At 37.3% G+C, this 19,467-nt stretch carries 19 protein-coding genes; 6 read left to right on the plus strand and 13 right to left on the minus strand.

Annotated features, from left to right (window positions below; genetic code table 11):
• Positions 1-76 precede the first annotated feature (76 nt).
• The gene (locus tag RGU12_RS23015) at positions 77-1,057 is read left to right on the plus strand and encodes a LysM peptidoglycan-binding domain-containing protein (protein ID WP_309538132.1); all 981 of its coding nucleotides are present in this window, start codon (positions 77-79) and stop codon (positions 1,055-1,057) included.
• Between the two features lie 49 nt (positions 1,058-1,106).
• Here the strand turns inward: RGU12_RS23015 and RGU12_RS23020 are convergent, their stop codons facing one another.
• The 11 genes from RGU12_RS23020 to brnQ all read right to left on the minus strand — a co-directional run bounded on the left by RGU12_RS23020 (position 1,107) and on the right by brnQ (position 12,770).
• The gene (locus RGU12_RS23020; RefSeq protein ID WP_309538133.1) at positions 1,107-2,216 is read right to left on the minus strand and encodes a type I phosphomannose isomerase catalytic subunit; all 1,110 of its coding nucleotides are present in this window, start codon (positions 2,214-2,216) and stop codon (positions 1,107-1,109) included.
• Positions 2,217-2,236: 20 nt separating this feature from the next.
• Complete coding sequence (locus RGU12_RS23025; RefSeq protein WP_309538134.1) at positions 2,237-3,076, minus strand: SDR family oxidoreductase; 840 nt, start codon at positions 3,074-3,076, stop codon at positions 2,237-2,239.
• Positions 3,077-3,090: 14 nt separating this feature from the next.
• On the minus strand, positions 3,091-4,152 hold the full coding sequence (gene uxuA / locus RGU12_RS23030; RefSeq protein ID WP_309538135.1) for a mannonate dehydratase: 1,062 nt from the start codon (positions 4,150-4,152) through the stop codon (positions 3,091-3,093).
• 25 nt (positions 4,153-4,177) lie between these two features.
• Positions 4,178-4,891 carry a GntR family transcriptional regulator gene (locus tag RGU12_RS23035; RefSeq protein WP_309538136.1) on the minus strand — a complete coding sequence of 238 codons (714 nt, stop codon included), beginning with the start codon at positions 4,889-4,891 and terminating at the stop codon, positions 4,178-4,180.
• Between the two features lie 200 nt (positions 4,892-5,091).
• Positions 5,092-6,375: a TRAP transporter large permease gene (locus tag RGU12_RS23040; RefSeq protein ID WP_309538137.1), complete on the minus strand. Its 1,284-nt coding sequence runs from the start codon at positions 6,373-6,375 to the stop codon at positions 5,092-5,094.
• A gap of 12 nt (positions 6,376-6,387) precedes the next feature.
• The gene (locus RGU12_RS23045) at positions 6,388-6,855 is read right to left on the minus strand and encodes a TRAP transporter small permease (RefSeq protein ID WP_309538138.1); all 468 of its coding nucleotides are present in this window, start codon (positions 6,853-6,855) and stop codon (positions 6,388-6,390) included.
• A gap of 20 nt (positions 6,856-6,875) precedes the next feature.
• On the minus strand, positions 6,876-7,880 hold the full coding sequence (locus RGU12_RS23050) for a C4-dicarboxylate TRAP transporter substrate-binding protein (protein ID WP_309538139.1): 1,005 nt from the start codon (positions 7,878-7,880) through the stop codon (positions 6,876-6,878).
• Between the two features lie 370 nt (positions 7,881-8,250).
• Positions 8,251-9,300 (minus strand): lactonase family protein, encoded by a 1,050-nt coding sequence (locus tag RGU12_RS23055; RefSeq protein WP_309538140.1) that lies wholly within the window; start codon positions 9,298-9,300, stop codon positions 8,251-8,253.
• An 18-nt stretch (positions 9,301-9,318) separates the two neighbouring features.
• A complete protein-coding gene (gene licT, locus RGU12_RS23060) occupies positions 9,319-10,170 on the minus strand; it encodes a BglG family transcription antiterminator LicT (protein WP_309538141.1) in 852 nt (283 codons plus the stop codon).
• A gap of 193 nt (positions 10,171-10,363) precedes the next feature.
• On the minus strand, positions 10,364-11,230 hold the full coding sequence (locus tag RGU12_RS23065) for a Cof-type HAD-IIB family hydrolase (protein ID WP_309538142.1): 867 nt from the start codon (positions 11,228-11,230) through the stop codon (positions 10,364-10,366).
• A gap of 196 nt (positions 11,231-11,426) precedes the next feature.
• The gene (gene brnQ, locus RGU12_RS23070; RefSeq protein WP_309538143.1) at positions 11,427-12,770 is read right to left on the minus strand and encodes a branched-chain amino acid transport system II carrier protein; all 1,344 of its coding nucleotides are present in this window, start codon (positions 12,768-12,770) and stop codon (positions 11,427-11,429) included.
• 341 nt (positions 12,771-13,111) lie between these two features.
• Between brnQ and RGU12_RS23075 the strand changes: the two genes are divergently transcribed.
• Both RGU12_RS23075 and RGU12_RS23080 read left to right on the plus strand, forming a co-directional pair.
• Entirely contained in the window at positions 13,112-13,915 is an 804-nt protein-coding gene (locus RGU12_RS23075; protein WP_309538144.1) for a metallophosphoesterase, read from the plus strand.
• Between the two features lie 101 nt (positions 13,916-14,016).
• Entirely contained in the window at positions 14,017-14,514 is a 498-nt protein-coding gene (locus tag RGU12_RS23080; RefSeq protein ID WP_309538145.1) for a hypothetical protein, read from the plus strand.
• Positions 14,515-14,781: 267 nt separating this feature from the next.
• On the opposite strand, the gene RGU12_RS23085 is transcribed toward RGU12_RS23080, so the two are convergent.
• On the minus strand, positions 14,782-15,447 hold the full coding sequence (locus RGU12_RS23085; RefSeq protein WP_309538146.1) for a phosphatase PAP2 family protein: 666 nt from the start codon (positions 15,445-15,447) through the stop codon (positions 14,782-14,784).
• A gap of 134 nt (positions 15,448-15,581) precedes the next feature.
• Here RGU12_RS23085 and RGU12_RS23090 point away from each other — a divergent pair, with 134 nt between their 5' ends.
• Positions 15,582-16,283: a metallophosphoesterase family protein gene (locus tag RGU12_RS23090; RefSeq protein WP_309538147.1), complete on the plus strand. Its 702-nt coding sequence runs from the start codon at positions 15,582-15,584 to the stop codon at positions 16,281-16,283.
• Positions 16,284-16,297: 14 nt separating this feature from the next.
• On the opposite strand, the gene RGU12_RS23095 is transcribed toward RGU12_RS23090, so the two are convergent.
• On the minus strand, positions 16,298-17,206 hold the full coding sequence (locus RGU12_RS23095; RefSeq protein WP_309538148.1) for a LysR family transcriptional regulator: 909 nt from the start codon (positions 17,204-17,206) through the stop codon (positions 16,298-16,300).
• A gap of 118 nt (positions 17,207-17,324) precedes the next feature.
• Between RGU12_RS23095 and RGU12_RS23100 the strand changes: the two genes are divergently transcribed.
• The gene (locus tag RGU12_RS23100) at positions 17,325-18,515 is read left to right on the plus strand and encodes a coenzyme F420-0:L-glutamate ligase (RefSeq protein ID WP_309538149.1); all 1,191 of its coding nucleotides are present in this window, start codon (positions 17,325-17,327) and stop codon (positions 18,513-18,515) included.
• A 120-nt stretch (positions 18,516-18,635) separates the two neighbouring features.
• Positions 18,636-19,457 (plus strand): mechanosensitive ion channel family protein, encoded by an 822-nt coding sequence (locus tag RGU12_RS23105; RefSeq protein ID WP_309538150.1) that lies wholly within the window; start codon positions 18,636-18,638, stop codon positions 19,455-19,457.
• Positions 19,458-19,467 lie beyond the last annotated feature (10 nt).

Consider the following 19,467-nt stretch of genomic DNA (forward strand, 5'->3'; position numbering starts at 1 on the left):
AGAAGGACGCGTTCTTTTTCATCCTCCTTTTTGAACTTGCATTTATATACTAACATGTTACGAAAGGAAACGAGCTATGAAAATTAGGATTGCCTTGATAATCGGAGTTTTTTTCATGTTTTCACCCATTCATACAAGTGCAAACAATCACGAAAATACGTATGTTATTCAAGCAGGTGATACATTACCTGAAGTTGCAAAAAGATTTGATACCACAGTTGATGAATTAAAAGTCACCAACGGTCTTCAAACCGATCTATTAGTTGTCGGACAAAAGCTTTGGGTTCCTTTTTCCTATGAAGTAGCATCTGGAGATACCTTAAAGGAGATTGCAGCTAGGTTTCATTCATCCCCTGAGCAGATCAAGAGAACAAATGGGATTTCATCCGAGGAAGTTGTCCCTGGGCAAGTACTGAAAATTGTCCCGAAAAAGATGAACATGCATGGTGAACATATTTTAATGACAAAAGAAGAGTTTAAGGATTGGCTTATGAATCAGAAGATTAAACGAAAAATAACCCTCATCCAACAGCATCACACATGGGTGCCTGATTATAGTCGATTTAATGGCTCCAACCACTTTGTACTTCTAACTGGAATGGAAAATTACCATAAAAACACGATGGGATGGAAACATATCGCACAAAACATTACAACTTTTCCAGATGGGAAGGTTGCTGTCTCACGTCCACTCTATATTGCCCCAGAAGGCACCATTGGTAGCAAAGCCAACTCTGTCGGAATTGCAATTGAACACCTTGGGAATTTTGATATCGGTCACGATGTCATGACGAAAGAACACAGTGACACAATCATCTATGTCAATGCTATTTTGAGCCTTAAATTTGGATTAACTCCTTCGATTGACAGTATAACCTACCATCATTGGTGGGATTTGCGAAATGGGGAGAGGGTCTTGGACAAAGGGCCTGACTACAATGTAAAAACCTGTCCAGGAACAGGATTTTTTGGAGGAAATTCCACAACTAGCGCACAAAAGTATTTCTATCCTCTCATTACTCGTAAAATGGACGAGCTTCGAAAGGAAATGGAATAAAAATTTTGCGGTAGCATTTAGCTACCGCGATAATTTTTAGTCTCATTTTTCAAATTACCTGTGGCCCAAACAGTCTCATGACTTTCAATGATTCCTCACCAGTATTCCGTAATGTTACAGAAGACACCTTTGCTGGAATAAAGAATTGATTCCCTCGAGTAAGTGATAGCTCATCTTTATCTGAAACAATACAACCATTACCCGAAACAACTAATAGACCATAAAAAATATCATTTCCCTCTATCTTTGTTTCATTATTTACTTCGAGTAGGTCCATTTTAAAGTAAGGAATATTGTTATACCCAATCAATTCAGACTCTTTGTTTCCATTCGTCTCTTTTATTTGTGTAGGGGTAATTTTCCACTTATTTAGTGTTTCTTCTCTTGTATAGTTTGCATACGTAAAGCACTCAAACATCTTCTCAAACCCAATTCCCTGGTGGCACATAAAATCATCCAAAGTAAACCCTTGAGGTGTGGTTTTTTCGATACGAATTGTAAAATCTGTTGGCTCCTGGATTTCAACAAGAAGACATCCCGCTCCAATTGCATGAGGTGTACCTGCCTCAATTAAGAAGGTGTCACCTGGCTCTACATAATATTTATGCATAGAATCCAACATACTCTGTATATCCTGTTTCTCAAATAATTGTTTCCATTTCTCTTTTGTTACTCCTGGTTTAAAACCTAAGTACACATATGGAGGCTCTCCATCAATTTCTCTGCCCCCGAGTATATGCCAAGCTTCTGTTTTTCCATATGCTGAATTAAAAAGCTCACGAGCTTTGATACGATCGGGATGAACCTGCACAGTTAATCTTTCAGCAGCATCTATGATTTTTACTAGGACACCTGTTTTCGCACCGAACTCTTCTACATGGGCAGCTCCTAAAAATCCTTCAGGGTCATTTTCAATTAGTGACTTTAATGTAAGTTCAACATCATGTCTATCAACCTTACTCAACCCTTCATCAATAACATGCTCGCGCCCCTTGTTCCGTGCCGACACAACAGACATAATCCATTCTTCTGGAAAATGGCTATCTGTAGGATTTTCTTCTCCCAATAATTCCTCTAATAATTTGCCGCCTATATATGTCCGCCAAGCCCTCGTAGAAGATAATTTAATTGGTTTTGACCCCTCTAGCTTCTTATTCAAAATAATCACTTCCCTCACTGCTAAACGCCGGAATATGCCATGAATCCGCCATCAACAGGTATTGTTACACCCGTTACAAATCCTGAAGTTTCTTCATCAATAAGCCACAGTAAAGTACCGAGTAAATCCCTTGGATCTCCAAATCGTCTCATTGGTGTATGACCAATAATTTTTTGCGACCTTGCTGTAAGAGTACCATCATCATTTAATAATAGATTACGATTTTGTGTTGTGAGGAAAAATCCCGGTGCAATCGCATTTACACGCATTCCCTTCTCAGCGAAGTGGACTGCCATCCACATTGTAAAGTTATTGATGCCCGCCTTTGCTGCACTGTAGGCAGGGACCTTTGTCATAGGAGAGTACGCACTCATTGATGAAATATTGATAATAATGGGAGACTTCTGCTTAAGCAGCTCCTGACCAAATACCTGACTCGTCAAAAACGTGCCTGTAAAATTACTTGCAAAAACCTTCGAAAACCCGTTTTCATCAAGATCAAAAAATGACTTTTCAGAAGTCCCCTCTTCCTGATAGTTTTCATCAGAGGTGATAGCATCAGGGTGATTTCCACCTGCACCATTCACTAAAATATCAATTTGACCAAAAGCTTCTAGTACTGTTTCTTTTGCCTTCTCCAGAGACTGCCGGTCGAGTACATCTGCCGCAACAGCTATTGCCTGTCCACCATTTTTGTTAATTTCAGAAGCTACGATTTCCCCTTTTTCAGCTGTACGGTTAAGGATTGCCACATTAACACCCTGACGTGCAAGCTCACGTGCCATTTCTGAACAAAGTACACCACTTCCTCCAGTAATAACAGCCGTTTTTCCTTTTAAACCTTTATGAATAGGTAACATTCTGACTTCTCCTTTTATTTCAAACTTTGATAGGCATCCCAAAGCCCAAGTAAGTGCATGATGCCAAGTCCACGGTCATATAATCCATAGCCAGGTCGGCACTTCTCGTTCCAGATATGTCTTCCATGATCAGGTCTTATGTACCCATCAAATTGCATATCCGATAACTCTCTCATAACACCCTTAATATCAATTGATCCATCAGATGTTAGATGTGATGTTTCAATAAAGTCCCCATTTGGAAATAGCTTCACATTTCGTATATGTGCAAATGGTGATTTACTAGCAAATTCGCGCGCAAGAGCCACCATATCATTTTGCGGATTGACCCCTAATGAACCTGTGCAAAAAGTTATTCCATTTGATGGAGAGTCGGAAATAGATAAAAGCTTTTGAAAACTTTCCCTACCGGTGATAATTCTTGGTAACCCGAAGATCGACCACGGCGGATCATCAGGATGAATTGCCATTTTAATCCCAGACTCCTGTGCAACAGGCAGAACTTCATTTAGAAAATAAGCAAGGTTCTCCCATAAATTCTCATTTGTCATTCCTTCATAAGCACCAAATAATTCCTTTATTCTCCCTATTTTTTCTGGCTCCCACCCTGGTAAAGTCATCTCTGAGTAGGAGGAGAACATTTCAATCAACTCGCTTGGATTATCTGTTTCTACCTTTTCCTTTTCATAAAATAAGGCAGTTGAGCCATCCGGAAGAGCTCGAAATAATTCAGAACGGGTCCAGTCAAAGATAGGCATAAAGTTATAACAAATGACCTTTACACCAAATTGCCCAAGGTTCCGAATGGTTTGCTTATAATTTTCTATATAATAGTCTCTCTCTTCATTTCCAAGTTTAATAGATTCATGGACATTTACACTTTCCACGACTTCAGCATGAAAACCAAATGTTGAAATATAATCAATCTCTGATTTTATTTCATCCTTGTTCCAAATCTCACCTACAGGTTTTTCGTGTAGAGCCCAAACAATACCTTTGACTCCAGGTATTTGCTTTACATGCTCGAGAGGCACTGTATCATTTCCGCGGCCATACCAACGAAAAGTCATATTCATATAACTTATACCCCCTAGTTGATGTTTAGTTTATGTTTGTGACACTTTCCTTTTTAAAGTAATCGGGGTTTTGTATTTTAATATCATACATGTGAAAAATACCCTTAGTAATATGATCATTTGTAACTGCCACAGCAGCTTCAACTTCTTTACTCTTCAATGCATCATAGATCTCTTTATGCTCATCCAGCACCGTCGCCCATTCTGACGGTTCTGTCGTGACTAAACGTAGCATCCTAACCCGTTTATACTGCCCATTCATTTGATCGATCCCCTGCCAAATGCGGTCCATCTCTACCCCTTTAAAAATGAGTTCATGAAATTGATCATCGAAAGCTAAAAAGTCTTTACTATTTTCCTCTTTAAGTGCCAGTTCCTGCATAGTCATGCACTTTTCCAGCTTGTACAATGTTTCCTGTGTAAGTTTCTCTGTCGCTTCACGAATAACAGCGATCTCCACAGCTTTTCTCATAAATCTTGATTCTTCAATAATTTTGGGGTCAATTAATGATACAAATGTTCCGATTTGTGGTTTTATATCGATTAAGTCTTCCTTGGCAAGCTGCATTAACGCTTCTCTGATAGGAGTTCTACTCACATTGAGCTGTGCACCAATCTCACTTTCCGAAATAGGTGTCCCTGGCTTTAAAGATAAATCGATAATCTTTTCATATAAATAGGAGTATACAAATTGTCTTCTTGTGCCTCCGTTATTTCTTCCCATTCCACTATATTTCATGATTATTCTCTCCTTGAAAAATACCACCTGTAAGCATTTCCCTTCATGTGGTTATAAAATTATTAATCTAGTATAATTTTAACCTAAAACGCTTACATAAAATAGACCCACTTTCCAAAAAGTGGGCTCCATCACAACCTATTTATTCCCAACAGGAAGACAGCCAGTAAACCCTGCCTTCCTTCAATTATCAAATCATGTTATTTACCAAACACCAAGTCAGGAATAAATAGAACGACATCAGGGAAGAACACCATAATTAATACAACAGCCATTACCGCGAGATAGAAAGGAATCGCTTCTTTAACGGTATCTTCTGGAGATGCGCCCATTATTTGTGATGTTGCATATAATGATACACCTAATGGCGGTGTCATGATACCAAATGTTGTAACGGTCATCATAACAAGTCCAAAGTGTACTGGGTCAATTCCAGCACTTGTTATAATTGGTATAAAAATAGGCGTTAATAATAATGTTACTACCGTCGTCTCAACAAACATTCCAGCAATGATTAAGGATAGAATAATTAATGCAAATAGGAAATATGGATTATCCGTAACACCAGTCACTAAGGAAGATAAGCTTTGAGTTACCCCATCATACACAATTCCATATCCAAAAATTCCAGACAAGGAAACAATTAGCATAATTGCCCCGATATCCATTGCACTATCGTGAACCGTCTTCCAGAACTTTTCCCATGATAAATCTTTATAAACGATTGCCCCTATGAAAATTGCATACATAACGGCAAATGCACCTGATTCTGACGGAGTAAATATTCCAAATCGAATACCCACAATTAGGATAATTGGGAATAAAAGTGCCCAAATTCCATCTTTAAAAGCAACTAATACCTCTTTAATACTTGGATAGGTTGTACGCTCTGGTAAATAGTTATTTCTTCTACTTGTGTAAGAAACAGTAGCCATAAGGACAACCATCATCAGGATACCAGGAACAATACCACCGGCAAAAAGCCTTCCGATTGAAACCTCACCTACAGATCCATAAATGATAAGACCCATACTTGGGGGAATTGTTGCTGTAATAAGTGATGTGATTCCGTTAACGGCTGCACCATAAGCAGGCTTATAGCCCCTTTTAATCATTTGCGGACCTAATACTCTTGATTGCATTGCTGCATCTGCAACAGCGGAGCCAGAAACTCCTCCCATCAAAGTACTTAGCACAACACTTACCTGTGCTAGGTTACCATACATATGACCTGTTAAAACATTTGCTAGTTTAATCAGTCGTTTCGTAATTCCCGTACTGTTCATTAAATGACCGGCAAAAATAAACAAAGGAATAGCTAGCATTGTAAATGATTGAGATGTGGTTAACGTCCTTTGAACAGCAATTGAGATTGGCACATCAGGAGTTGTTAAGAAGAATACCAATCCTGAAATTCCGATAGCAAAGGCAACAGGCATCCCGAAAATTAATAGAAATAGAAATACAAGTAATACTAATAACATTTGTTTGCCCTCCTATCGTTTATTTTCTTTCAGAAATTGGTATGTTTTAATACAAGTCGTAATGATCATTAAAATTGAACCAACTGGCACACTCATTGTTGCCCAAGAATAACTAATAGGAAGGGTCTGAAACAATCTGTCTACACTTTCGATTGCAAGTGGAACCCCATGGAATATTAAAAATACTAAAAACCCAATGATAACAACGTTCCAAAGAACTACTACAAATTTTTGCCCTTTATCAGAGAACCTTTTTAGAATAATGTCGACACTTACTAGGTTAGTATTTCTAAGTGCCATATCGGCACCTAGAAATATAACCCAAGCAAAGAGAAGCAATGATACATCTGTCGCCCAGTTTAATGGGTATTTAAAGGTCCTTGTGATAGCGGATACAAAAACGAGTAATGTAATTGAAACTAAAAATAACTTTACAAATGACTCTTCAAGTTTGCAAAAATACTCGTATGCTTTCTTCATCTGTACCCCTCTTTAAAGAGTTATTTACCCATTTCTTGATAGATTTGCTCTCTTAATTCTGTTAAACCAAGTACTTCATAAGCCTTTTCTGCAGCTTTCTTAAACGCTTCTACATCAGGTTCTACAACTTCCATACCTTCTGCCTTCATTTTGTCTTCAAAGTCTGCTTGTAGGCTTGCTACGTATTCTGCATTCTTCTGTGCAACTGCTTTAGTTTCATCTAAAAGTAATTGTTGTAAATCTTCGGGTAATGTTTCGAACCACTTTTCACCAACAATGATTCCATTGATGAGCTGGAAGTGACCTGTTTTGTTTACATATTTAATGACTTCATAGATTCGTGAAGGATATGTTGATGTATGTTGGGCCTCTGCTCCGTCAACTGCACCTTGTTGAACTGCTGTATATACTTCTCCCCATGGCATTGCTACTGGAGTTGCTCCAAGCGCTTTTACAGATTCTTGCCATACAGGAGAACCAGGAGTTCTAATTCGAAGACCTTTAAGATCCTCTGGTTTTTCGATTGGCTCATTTGTTAGAAAATGTCTTGGACCATCATACCAGTTGAAAGAAAGAACACGAAGTCCATGCTCTTCAGCTAGTTGTTTTTCCCAACCTTTAAATGTATCACCTTGTGTTACTTTAAGAGCATCTTCATAATTATCTACAAAATATGGAGCTCCGATAATTCCCATTTCTTCTACATATACACCCATTCGACTACCGTCAGTTAATACTGCTACGTTAACACCCTGCTCAGCTTGTTCGATAACGTCATCATCTGATCCAAGCTGTGCACTAGGATAGACTTCCATTTTAAGTCTACCATCTGATTTTTCCTCTAAATTCTTTGCTAACTCTTTGAAACCTTCAACAATTGGAGCTGTTTCAGCTTGTTGTGTAGACATTTTTAATATGTACACCTTGTCATCTGACTTTTTACCAGATGATGAATCGCTGCTACAGCCTGCAGCAACAATCGCTGTAATGAAAACTAAAACTACTAAACTAATAATTTTTTTCATTTTGCCCCTCCTATTTTTTATATTTTTACCATAAAGCGCTTCCATTTATATGAAAGCGCTTTATGAATACACTAGTATACTACCACACTACTATTCTAATAATCAATAATTTTTAGAAAAATAAAAATATAAATATCGCAACTTCTGTCGATTGCTATACCTTTATGCAGAAAAAAACAGCGAAAAATGATTTTCCCGCTGTTTTCCATTTTCTATTCAAGACAACTTTTTACTATTTATCTTCTAGTAACGACAAATTTTAAGAATTGTTTTCATTACTGCATCTATTAATTCTTGAACGCTTGTCTCAATTAATAATTTTTTCAAGGCTTAGCTTAGTATGTTACGAAGTCCTCTTCCTTAAATATAATTAAACATGAAGAAACTTCACACATACCGGGTATGGAACTGTTATATCTGAATCAATTAGAGTTAGCTTTCCGGTTTGTTCATCCCTTGCATACAATACCAGGTTGCTTGACTCTTGATTGGAGCCTACGATGAATTTTTCACTTGGATCAAATACAAAATCACGCGGCCAATCTCCTCCTGAAGAGGCCATTTCAACCAGTGTTAGTTCACCTGTAGCTTCATTTACTTCGAAAACTGCAATGCTGTTATGCCCACGGTTTCCCGCATAGACAAATTTCCCATCCTTTGAAATGTGAATGGCACTACCTTGACTGTTTTCTGTATAGTCCTCAGGAATCGTCGAAATATATTGAAGCTCTGTAAAGCTACCATTACTGCTTTCGTAAGATAAAGCAACGACTTCATTGCTAATCTCTGTCATGATGTACGCATATTTTCCATTTGGATGGAAGGCAATATGCCTTGGCCCACTTCCTGGTCGAACAGACAAACTGTTAACCTCTTTTAAAGCTCCATCTTTTATATCGTAGGTAATCAGCTTATCGATCCCTAAATCAATTGCAACAACATATTTTTCATCTGGAGTAAATCCTGAATAATGGGTATGTGGTTTTTCCTGTCTTTCATGTGGTCCCGTGCCTTCATGTGCAACCACCGACAGGGAGGATTCAATGCTGCCACTTTCACTATTCACTGAGTAAAGCTCGATTGTACCTTTATGATAATTGCCTGTAACAACTTGGTTGTTTGCCTTATTCACGCTGACATGACAAGGGGATGCTCCTTCTGAAACGTCGTTATTTAGTGACTTTAGCTCACCTGTGTGACTGTTTACAGAGTATGCTGCGACGCCACCTGCTTCGCCATCCTTTACCACTGAATAAAGAAAACGATTGTTCTGACTTACAGTTACATATGTAGGATTTCCCAATTCTGCTGCAAGTTTTACGTCTGATATTTTTTGTTCAACTGTATCTAATGTAAAAGAGTATATCCCTTTGCTGTCCCCTTTTGTATAGGTTCCTACATATCCAATAAATTTGCTCATTAAGTAAACCCCTTTCCTTTATTTCATGAAATAATGTCGATTTGTAACTCGATGAATATGCACAGTTAAATAAATTTCCTCATCCTTAGAAATCACCCACCCAAACTTTGTTTTTAAATAGGTGGCAATTTTTTTCGTACAAGTATAAGCATCTGTATATTTAAGCTTAATTTGTTCATGGAAAAAGTCGTCAATGGAATTAGACAGCTTTTCCTTACGCATATATCGCATTCCAAAGAAACGAAGATGTGTTAAAAATCGTTCATAGTTAACAGAGGTCTCATCGAGCTCCATTTTATAGTGCTGTTTCACAATATTTAAAATATCATTTACCATCTCTGCAATCTGAATAGCTGCTCCCATATTCTCCCCTGAAAGCTGCCCATTCACTAAATGCAGTGCAATTGATGCCGCCTCATCCTCATCAAGCCGGATACCAGTTTCATCTTCAATAATATCCAATGCTTTTAATGCAATCTGAAATTCCTGTTTGTAATATTTTCGGATTTCCCATAACAAGGCATTCTTCAATTGAATTCCTTGCTTATGTCTACTGATTGCAAAGCTAATATGATCTGTTAAGGCAACATATAAATAGTCATCTAACTTATTCGGCAATTGGGTTCTGGCATAGTCTAAAATTTTGGAAGATATACTTAAATAGAGTTCTGATATATCTTCAAGCAAATTGGCAAGTTTTTCGGAAATCCCATGCTTTTGTAATACAAAGGTTTTCTCAATTGTTGAGGGGTCAATCGTGTCTCCCGATTTCCTTTGAAAGGCTAAGCCCTTGCCCATCGCGACAATTTCTTGCCCCATCTCATTTCTACACATCACAACATTGTTATTTAAAACCTTTTCAATTTTCATGCACCCACCCCTCCTTACATAGCCAAATAAAAGTAAAAAAGCCTATATTTGTATACAGAATACCATTGATGATAATCTACCACAAATATAGGTTTTTCCTACCGAACCTAACATCCATAAAACTATATTAATTGATTGCCTTGTCTATATCAAATAAATAAACCTGTCATTCCCCCCAATCCAAAGGGGATTTTTAAAGATTATATTCTCGTAGCATCTCTTCTATCGCGAATGCTACCCCATCTTCTTCATTTGTTTTTGTCGTATATTTACATAGATTCAAAATTTCTGGGTCAGCATTCCCCATCGCAACACCACGTCCTGCCATTTCGAGCATGCTTTTATCGTTTAAATTATCACCCATTGACATGACATCCTTCATGTCAATCCCCATGTTTTTCGCCAATTCCTGGAGGGCTAAGCCTTTTTTAGCCTCTGGGTGGTTAAATTCCAAATTCAAATATCCGGAAGATGTAATTACTACTCCAGCCTCATCTTTTAGATTATTAAATACTTGCTTATGGCTTTTTTCATCTTCTGCAAAGCTTAATAACTTATAAATCTTAAGATCTTTTATAGCTTCAAGCTGGTCGTAATCCTCAACAAACTGAACACTCTCATCTTGGAAACGTTGTTCAATTCTTTGATTGATATCCTCATCTGTAAAATCGGGATTCACCGTTTTCCACCATCTCGTCATCCGATCAATAAACTTGTCCCTGCCAAATGAAAATAAACCTTTGTCTGTAAAAAACTCCGTATACATCTCACCATTATGACACGCAGTGTACACTTTCTTACAAACTGCTGGATCCATTGGAATGTCACGTAAAACGTTGCCTTCTATATCAAATGAACTTGCGCCATTTAAAGTAATAATCGGACAAGTGATTCCCACTTCTTGAATAGGCATTTTAGCAGCATCATAGGATCTTCCTGTTACAACCACAAATTTTACCCCTCTGTCCATCGCTTTTTGAATCGCTCGCACATTTGCCGCGCTTACCTTGCTATCTTCATTTAACAGAGTTCCATCTAAATCAGAAGCAATCAGTTTCATATCCCAAATCCCTCTTTCATTATAAAATAAAAAAACCTAAATAAACTGTCCCCAAAAAGAAACACTCTACTTAGGTTTTGCCTGCTTTACCAGTAACAATCCTATGTTCTATTATAACAAGTTAAACGATTATTACAAAGTTCACGATTCATTACATAAAAAAGCTACTTACGATATATCGCAAGTAGCCTTATTCTTATTCTTCAATTGGCTCTGCACTTAGAGCGCCGTGCTTAATGATGCTAATTAAATATCCAATTACCCCACCGACTACTGCTGGAACAATCCAACCTAAGCCCACAGAATATAAAGGTAGAATGGATTCTAATACTTCATTAATAGCCGCAATTTTAACACCAGCTGCATTCAATCCATCATTCAAACTTAGGATAAATGTAACAAAAATACTTACTTGGTATACTTCCTTACGACCTTTAAATAGAGGATGTAAGAATGTTAATACCATTAAACACATAGCCAATGGATAAAGTGCTACTAGAACTGGAATAGAGAAGCTAATAATTGTTTTTAACCCAAAGTTTGAGATTACTGCACTAAATAATGTAAAGATAACTGCCCATTGCTTATAAGAAAGAGCAGGAATTAATTTAGTAAAATACGCCGCACAAGATGTGATAAGTCCAATACTTGTTGTTAAACAAGCTGCCACAACGATTACAGCAAGAATGACTTTACCATACCATCCAAAGAAATGCTGAGAAGCAGCTGCTAATATTGAACCACCATTGTTTAATAAGCCAAGTCCTTCAACACTTGTAGCACCTAAAAATGCTAATGACGAATAAATAACTGCTAATAATACTCCCGCAACTAAGGCCACTTTACCGGTTGAAACCATGATTTCTTTTCTGGAAGTCGCTCCACGGTCTTTCATGATGTTAATAATGATAATTCCAAATACGAATGCTGCAAGTGCATCCATAGTGTTATAGCCTTCCTGGAAGCCTTTAAAGAAGCTATTTGTCATATACGTTTCAGTAGGTTCTTGGATTGCTCCAATTGGGTTCACAAAAGCTGCGATAATTAAAATAGCAATAACCACTAATAGGATTGGTGTTAACATTTTTCCAACAATATCAACAATCTTACTGGTTTTTAAAGAAAAGTATAATGTTACTCCAAAGAAAACAATTGTAAAAAGTAATAATGGAATATAGCTTGATTGATTCTCTAAGAATGGAACAATCCCGATCTCATATGCAACCGTGTTTGTTCTTGGAATAGCAAATAAAGGACCAATTGTTAAATATAGAGCTACAGTAAAGAAAACTCCATAAATAGGATTTACTCGTCCTGCTAATGATTCCAAATCGCTTTTACCTGAGAAGGCTAAAGCCAGTATACCAAGTACAGGTAATCCTACTCCTGTAATAATAAAACCAAGATTCGCTGAAAAAACATTGCTCCCAGCTAATTGACCTAATTGAACTGGGAAAATTAAATTCCCTGCTCCAAAAAATAACGCAAATAACATAAATCCTACCGCGATGATATTACCAAATGAGTCTCTTGATGACATATCGGTATCCTCCTAAAACACCCTAGACATCTATTTAATTCCGTTAACATATCTAGAGCAAAAAATTATACTAGTAAACTCGCTTGCTTACAAATCTCAATTTGATAGTCATTAATATATCACACAAAATACCCAAAAGCAACACTTTTCAGAAAATAGAATTATATCAAAATATTATTTATAATAAATGTAAGCATTGGAATATAGTTCCATTGTACTAGAACGGACCAAAGGGACGGTTCCTATGGTTCCATGGCTCATTTTTAACTTAAATTACTTGAAGGATTCTCCCCTTATAATACAGAAGTAGTAATAACTAAAAAGATGAAAGGGATGATCATATGAAGATTGCTATTTTATCGGACATTCATGAGGGATTGAATCGGAAAAATACGGGAATGGATATCATGTCCCACTTAATAAAGTGGATCAAAGTCAACTCGCCTGAGGTTTTTATTATAAGTGGTGATATCACTGCTGGTCCTAGAAAAAGCCTTGATCTGCTGAATCACCTACAAGAGGAATTCCCAATGATGAAACTATTATTTGTGCATGGAAATCATGATATTTACCATGAAGACTCCAAATCTGCTTATGATATGCTACTTGAATTTCCAGGCAATCTTGGAAACGGTCCAGTCGAATTGAACGACAGCTGGGTTGTAATTGGAGATGGGGGCTGGTATGACTATACCTTTGGAATCCAGGGCTATACAGACGAACAGTTTTCAGTTGGAACATTTAATGATTTTACCTGGCCTGATAAAACAAGTGCACATTGGCAAAGTTCTGACCAATGTGAAACGAAACGGTACCTTGAAAAACTTGAAGGCTGGCTGAAAGAAAATGAAGGTAAAAATATTATTATGGTTACACATGTCGTCCCTTTCTCACGATATATTCAAGTAAAGGACGAACCTGGCTGGGATTTCTTCAATGCCATGATGGGAAGTAAGCATTTCGGTGAGTTAGCGGATAAATATCAAGTGAAAAAATATATTTTTGGACACATCCATACGCGATATCATGAGCATTATAATGGAATCGAAATAATCTGCAACCCACTAGGATATTATCCACACGAGTGGAATTCAGCTAATGCCGAGGAAGAAATTTTTTCTACAATTAAATTAGTCGAAATTTAGTTATTAGCCTGCATCAGTTAAACGATGCAGGTTTGTTTTCCGAATAAGAATCACTTCCTTAGAACAAATTAAAAAAAATGGGTAACAAAAGGAGTGCTTATATGATAAAAAACAGCATCAGGGTCTTTATCGTTTTATGTTCAGTTGTTGCTGCCGTGTTACTTCCTAAAAGATCCTATATTACATACTTACCTGTTACCTTATTTTCTTCTGTTGTTCTTATGTTCGAAGTCTTCTATTTTACGGTACACAAACTATGGAAGGTAAAAGGTGGCGTTAGTGCTATGGTATGTGATGCCATCATATTTATGTTAGGTCCTTATGTTTTTGCGAATTTTTGGGTGTTTCATTTATCAAAAGGAAAAATTCTCCTATACACCCTCATTAACCTTATTGCAGATTGGATTTTCGCATTTCCACTCATTACATTGCTAAAAAAATTGCAGTTTTTTAAATTAAACACTAGTTCAGCCCAACTTTTCACACTATTTTCCTTAAATGCTTTTATGAATTTTATTTTCAATACAATTTATGAGAAATGGATTGCTCCAAAGCAAATATTGAGTTACCAAGAATATAATGACACTGACTTGATTTGACTGATAAAAAAATCAAAAGAAAAGAGACCATTTTAATTCTTCTCCGAATTAAAAGGTCTCTTTTAAAGAATGCTTTAAAAAAGTTATTCATTAATGTGTTACTCCACTACAGTATCGGCCCCACCTTCGCCAAATACCACGATGACCACACATGTCATCCACCTGTCTTTATTATAATTGGCAGCGCTTTCATTTTCAATAAAAACCATTCCCTAAAATTCGACACATGGAACTGTTGGGACGGTTCTAGTGGTCCAGCCGTGAAATTTAACCCGTTTTCAAACTTGTATGCCTAAGTGCACTCCGTTCTTTAAACCGCTGAAATGTCCATATTGAAAATCCTAGCCACGTAGCGCTTGCAAAATATCCGCCTATTATATCGGTTGGGTAATGAACCCCTAGATAAATTCGACTCATCCCAATCCCAAAAATCATCACTGCACTAAATAAAACAAGAGCTGTCCTTCCCCACCATGCCGGGATATGACGCCACAACAGAAATGCAAAAATCCCATAAAAGGTAAAAGCACTCATCGCATGCCCACTCGGAAAACTATAACCTGAAATTTCAACCAGTCGGTGGAAGTCCGGCCTAGCCCGCTTGAATAACTCCTTCAATAAATAGTTTAAAATCGGTGACCCAACCATGACTCCAACAAACAAAATGAGCTCATAGCGATGGTTCAATACTTTATATAGAAAAAACAGAATAAAAATGGATAAAACAATAATCACCGGTGCTGAACCAATAAACGAAAGGAATTTCATCAGGAAGGTGAGCCCCACGGACTCCAACCCCTGTACTAGCGATATTACACGGCTATCAAACCGGATAATATCATGGCCATGAACGAAATACGCCAATAGGCCAAACACGATAAGCGAAAACAGACAAAGAATAAAAGCAATTGATAACTGACTTTTTAATTTCATATACGGCACTTTCTTTCCTTTTGATACCTATAGTATTTTTGAATGCATAAAGATTATACATAATTGGCTACTCCTCAATCAGAACAAGGGTGTGATAAAATAGAAGAATCGATATTGAAAAGGTTGTGTAGTGTGTGAAGCGAATGCTTGCGATTAGTGATATTCACGGGGATTTAGATAAATTCGAACGACTACTTGAGCTTGTACAATATGATCACAAGCATGATCAGCTTTTGTTGTTAGGAGACTATGTGGATCGTGGTCCCAGGTCAAGGGCTGTTTTAGATAAAGTGATTCAATTACGAAAAGAAGGCGCGATTGCGTTAATTGGCAATCATGAAAAAATGATGATGGAAGCTTTCCGCGCTGATTCAATGAGCGTTAAAAGATGGTTTTACAATGGCGGGATTAAAACCCTGCAAAATTACGGATACCATATTGAAAAAGATGATGCAAAATATTGGTACACAACCGAAGAAATGCCAAACCTTCTTCAAATAAAAGAAGAAATCCGGCCCCATTTAGACATTTTAAAAGAGCTTCCTTATTACTATGAAACGGATTCACATATATTTGTTCATGCAGGTATTCATCCGGAAACACCACTAGAATCAACAGACCCCCATCTGCTCGTCTGGATTCGAGAGGAATTTCACAATGGATATTCCGGAGAAAAGACAGTGGTATTCGGACATACCCCCACAAAATACTTACATAAAAGCAACGAAATGTATTTCGGTAAAAATAACATCATCGGCATTGATGGTGGCTGTGCATATGGTGGAAGGCTTTATTGCTATGATGCTAGCCATTCAGAAATTTATTATGTAGAATAAGGATTCGGGACGGTTCAATGCGAACCAGAAGAACCGTCCCTCTGGCTCCTAATGATCTCGACAAATTTTGTCGATGCAGGTGATAGTGGAACATTTTTTACGTAGCAAATACCGATGCTTCGTTTTGGGATTTTTTCTTTGAGCACCACCTCGTGTAAGATGCCCTTCTTTAAATATTCCTGTGAAAACTCCTTGGTGACACAAGCAATTCCTAGATTAATTTTCGCAAACTCTAAAAGTAAGTCATGGGATCCCAGTTCAAATTCGGGTGAAATTCTTAAGCCCTTGGATAATAAAAACTCGTCCACATATTTACGGGAAATGGACTTTGGTTCAAGGATAATTAAAGGATGCTTCATTAATTCCGTTATACTCATTTGCTTTGGTAAGAGTTTTTTGTACTTATTCCCACACACAAATATATCGTGGATATCCATGCATTGAATTTGAGCTAAGGTAGGATCATCCACAGGGAAATTACAAATCGCAAGATCAACTTCACCCAATTTCAATAAAGATATCAGTTCCTGGGTAGTCCCATTTTCAATTTTAAACTTGATATTTGGATATTCTGTGTGAAAGGATTCTAAATACGTAAGCAAAAAGTATTTCGAAATCGTATCCCCTACACCAATTTTCAATTCACCTTTTGTTAAGTTTTTAAATTCTAAAATCATCTCCTCACCTACGTTGAGAAGATTCATTGCAGAATGGACATACTCAAAAAGACGTTTTCCCTCATTTGTTAAGGTAACCCCTTTTGGCGTTCGGTTAAACAACCGTATATCCAGTTCCCTTTCCAGCTGCATTATTGACTGACTGACGGCAGGTTGTGTCATAAAAAGGTCCTTTGCCGCCTTCGAAAAACTTCCATTCTTAGCAACTATACTAAAAACCTTATATAAATCTAATTTACCAATCATATAAATCACCCTTATACCCATTATTAGATATATTAATTTTACTTATAACACATAATAGATGTATAGTACTAATAGATAATATTTACATTAATCTTATCAGCATTTAGGAGTGATTGTTTTGGAAAGAGTAGTAGGAACAGTTGTAAGAGGATTACGTGGTCCCATCATCAATAAAGGAGACAGCATTGAGCAAATCGTTGTAGATACAGTATTAAAAGCATCCGAGGTTGAAGGTTTCACTATACAAGATAGAGACATCGTAACTATAACTGAATCTATTGTTGCTCGCGCTCAAGGAAACTATGCGACCATTAATGATATTGCGCAGGATGTAGAAGCAAAATTTGGTGACGAGACCATTGGCGTTATTTTCCCAATCCTTAGCCGTAACCGTTTTGCAATTTGTCTTCGAGGAATTGCGAAAGGCGCAAAAAAAATTGTCCTTATGTTAAGCTATCCGTCAGATGAAGTTGGAAACCACTTAGTGGACCTTGATCTTCTTGATGAAAAAGGGGTAAATCCTTGGACAGACGTTTTAACAGAACAACAATTCCGTGACCTATTCGGACATAATAAACATCCTTTTACTGGTGTAGATTATATTGATTACTATAAATCATTAATCGAAGAATATGGGGTTGAATGTGAGGTTATCTTCTCAAACAATCCAAAAACCATTCTAGACTATACAAAGAGTGTGTTAACTTGTGACATTCATACAAGATTCCGTACGAAGAAAATTTTAAAAGCTAACGGTGGCGAAAAGGTCTACAGCCTTGACAATATTCTTTCTGAATCAAACAATGGCAGTGGCTTTAATGAACAATATGGTTTACTTGGTTCAAACAAAGCAACAGAGGAAAGCGTGAAGCTCTTCCCTCGTAATTGCCAACCAATCGTTGATAAAATTCAAGAACTTCTTAAAGATAAAACTGGTAAAAATGTAGAGGTTATGGTTTACGGAGATGGTGCCTTTAAAGACCCTGTCGGAAAAATTTGGGAACTAGCTGACCCAGTTGTTTCCCCTGCTTATACTGCAGGTCTTGAAGGTACTCCAAATGAAGTGAAATTAAAGTACCTTGCTGATAACAATTTTGCTGATTTAAAAGGTGAAGAACTTAAAAAAGCGATCTCTGAGTTTATTGCGAACAAAGAAGGTGACCTTGTTGGTCAAATGGAAGCACAAGGAACAACACCTAGACGACTAACTGACCTTATTGGATCTCTCTCTGACTTAACCTCAGGAAGTGGAGACAAAGGTACTCCATTCGTATATATCCAAGGTTACTTCGATAACTATACAAAATAAGTAGGTTCAAGTCCCCTGTAAATACCCAGGGGACTTTTTTACGCAAACATGTTTTCATTTCAGCCGATTGTGGTATTCTCTTACTTAGGAAAAAGATAAGATACGAGAAAGGATGATAGTTTGTTCGATTTACTCAGTTTCAATTGGGAAGCCCTCCTTATCGAAGTAGGAATCAAAGTCTTAAAGATAATTGGGATCTTCATTGCTTTTTTCATTGTAAAAAAGATCGGTAACAAAGTAATTGACCGCGCCTTTACGAAATTAAAGGATAAACAAAATATTTCGTTAGGACGGGCTCATACTCTTCAAAAGTTAATGGAAAATATTCTATCATATGCGCTGATTTTCATATTAGTGGCTTCGATATTTGGCATTTTTAATATCCCTGTTGCAAGTCTTATTGCCGGGGCTGGAGTCGTGGGACTAGCAATTGGATTTGGAGCACAAGGACTAGTAAGTGATGTTGTAACTGGCTTCTTCTTATTATTAGAAAAGCAAATTGATGTGAACGATTATGTAACCCTTGGAGCTCTTGATGGAGTTGTTGAATCTGTAGGATTACGTACTACGCAAATCCGAGGATTTGATGGAACCCTACATTATATTCCGAATCGTGACATTAAAACTGTGAGTAACCATTCTCGCGGTAATATGCGTGCACTTGTCGATATAAAAATTGCTTACGATGAAGACATCGATCAAGCCATTATCGTGATGCAAGAAGCTTGCGAACGAGTAGCTGCCAATAATCCCGGTATTGTCGATGGTCCAAATGTCATTGGTGTTCAAGACATTGGAACTTCTGATATTGTGTTGCGAGTGATTGCTAAAACAGTTAATGGCGAGCAGTGGGAAGTTGAACGTCAATTGCGGAAAGCTATTAAAGAGGCATTCGACGCAAAAGGCAAGTCCGATGTCACTTCGGGTCACCCTTCATCGTAATAGAGGAAAC

This window comes from Ferdinandcohnia sp. QZ13 (assembly GCF_031324165.1).
Classification (GTDB): domain Bacteria; phylum Bacillota; class Bacilli; order Bacillales; family Bacillaceae_L; genus Ferdinandcohnia.

Bases quoted from the DNA above. Each gene is read 5' to 3' on its own strand.
- RGU12_RS23095 (WP_309538148.1), bottom strand. From the start codon at position 17,206: ATGATTGGTAAATTAGATTTATATAAGGTTTTTAGTATAGTTGCTAAG.
- RGU12_RS23040 (WP_309538137.1), bottom strand. From the start codon at position 6,375: ATGTTATTAGTATTACTTGTATTTCTATTTCTATTAATTTTCGGGATG.
- RGU12_RS23045 (WP_309538138.1), bottom strand. From the start codon at position 6,855: ATGAAGAAAGCATACGAGTATTTTTGCAAACTTGAAGAGTCATTTGTA.
- RGU12_RS23085 (WP_309538146.1), bottom strand. From the start codon at position 15,447: ATGAAATTAAAAAGTCAGTTATCAATTGCTTTTATTCTTTGTCTGTTT.
- RGU12_RS23080 (WP_309538145.1), top strand. From the start codon at position 14,017: ATGATAAAAAACAGCATCAGGGTCTTTATCGTTTTATGTTCAGTTGTT.
- RGU12_RS23015 (WP_309538132.1), top strand. From the start codon at position 77: ATGAAAATTAGGATTGCCTTGATAATCGGAGTTTTTTTCATGTTTTCA.
- RGU12_RS23065 (WP_309538142.1), bottom strand. From the start codon at position 11,230: ATGAAACTGATTGCTTCTGATTTAGATGGAACTCTGTTAAATGAAGAT.
- RGU12_RS23025 (WP_309538134.1), bottom strand. From the start codon at position 3,076: ATGTTACCTATTCATAAAGGTTTAAAAGGAAAAACGGCTGTTATTACT.
- RGU12_RS23050 (WP_309538139.1), bottom strand. From the start codon at position 7,880: ATGAAAAAAATTATTAGTTTAGTAGTTTTAGTTTTCATTACAGCGATT.
- RGU12_RS23055 (WP_309538140.1), bottom strand. From the start codon at position 9,300: ATGAGCAAATTTATTGGATATGTAGGAACCTATACAAAAGGGGACAGC.
- uxuA (WP_309538135.1), bottom strand. From the start codon at position 4,152: ATGAATATGACTTTTCGTTGGTATGGCCGCGGAAATGATACAGTGCCT.
- RGU12_RS23075 (WP_309538144.1), top strand. From the start codon at position 13,112: ATGAAGATTGCTATTTTATCGGACATTCATGAGGGATTGAATCGGAAA.
- brnQ (WP_309538143.1), bottom strand. From the start codon at position 12,770: ATGTCATCAAGAGACTCATTTGGTAATATCATCGCGGTAGGATTTATG.
- licT (WP_309538141.1), bottom strand. From the start codon at position 10,170: ATGAAAATTGAAAAGGTTTTAAATAACAATGTTGTGATGTGTAGAAAT.
- RGU12_RS23035 (WP_309538136.1), bottom strand. From the start codon at position 4,891: ATGAAATATAGTGGAATGGGAAGAAATAACGGAGGCACAAGAAGACAA.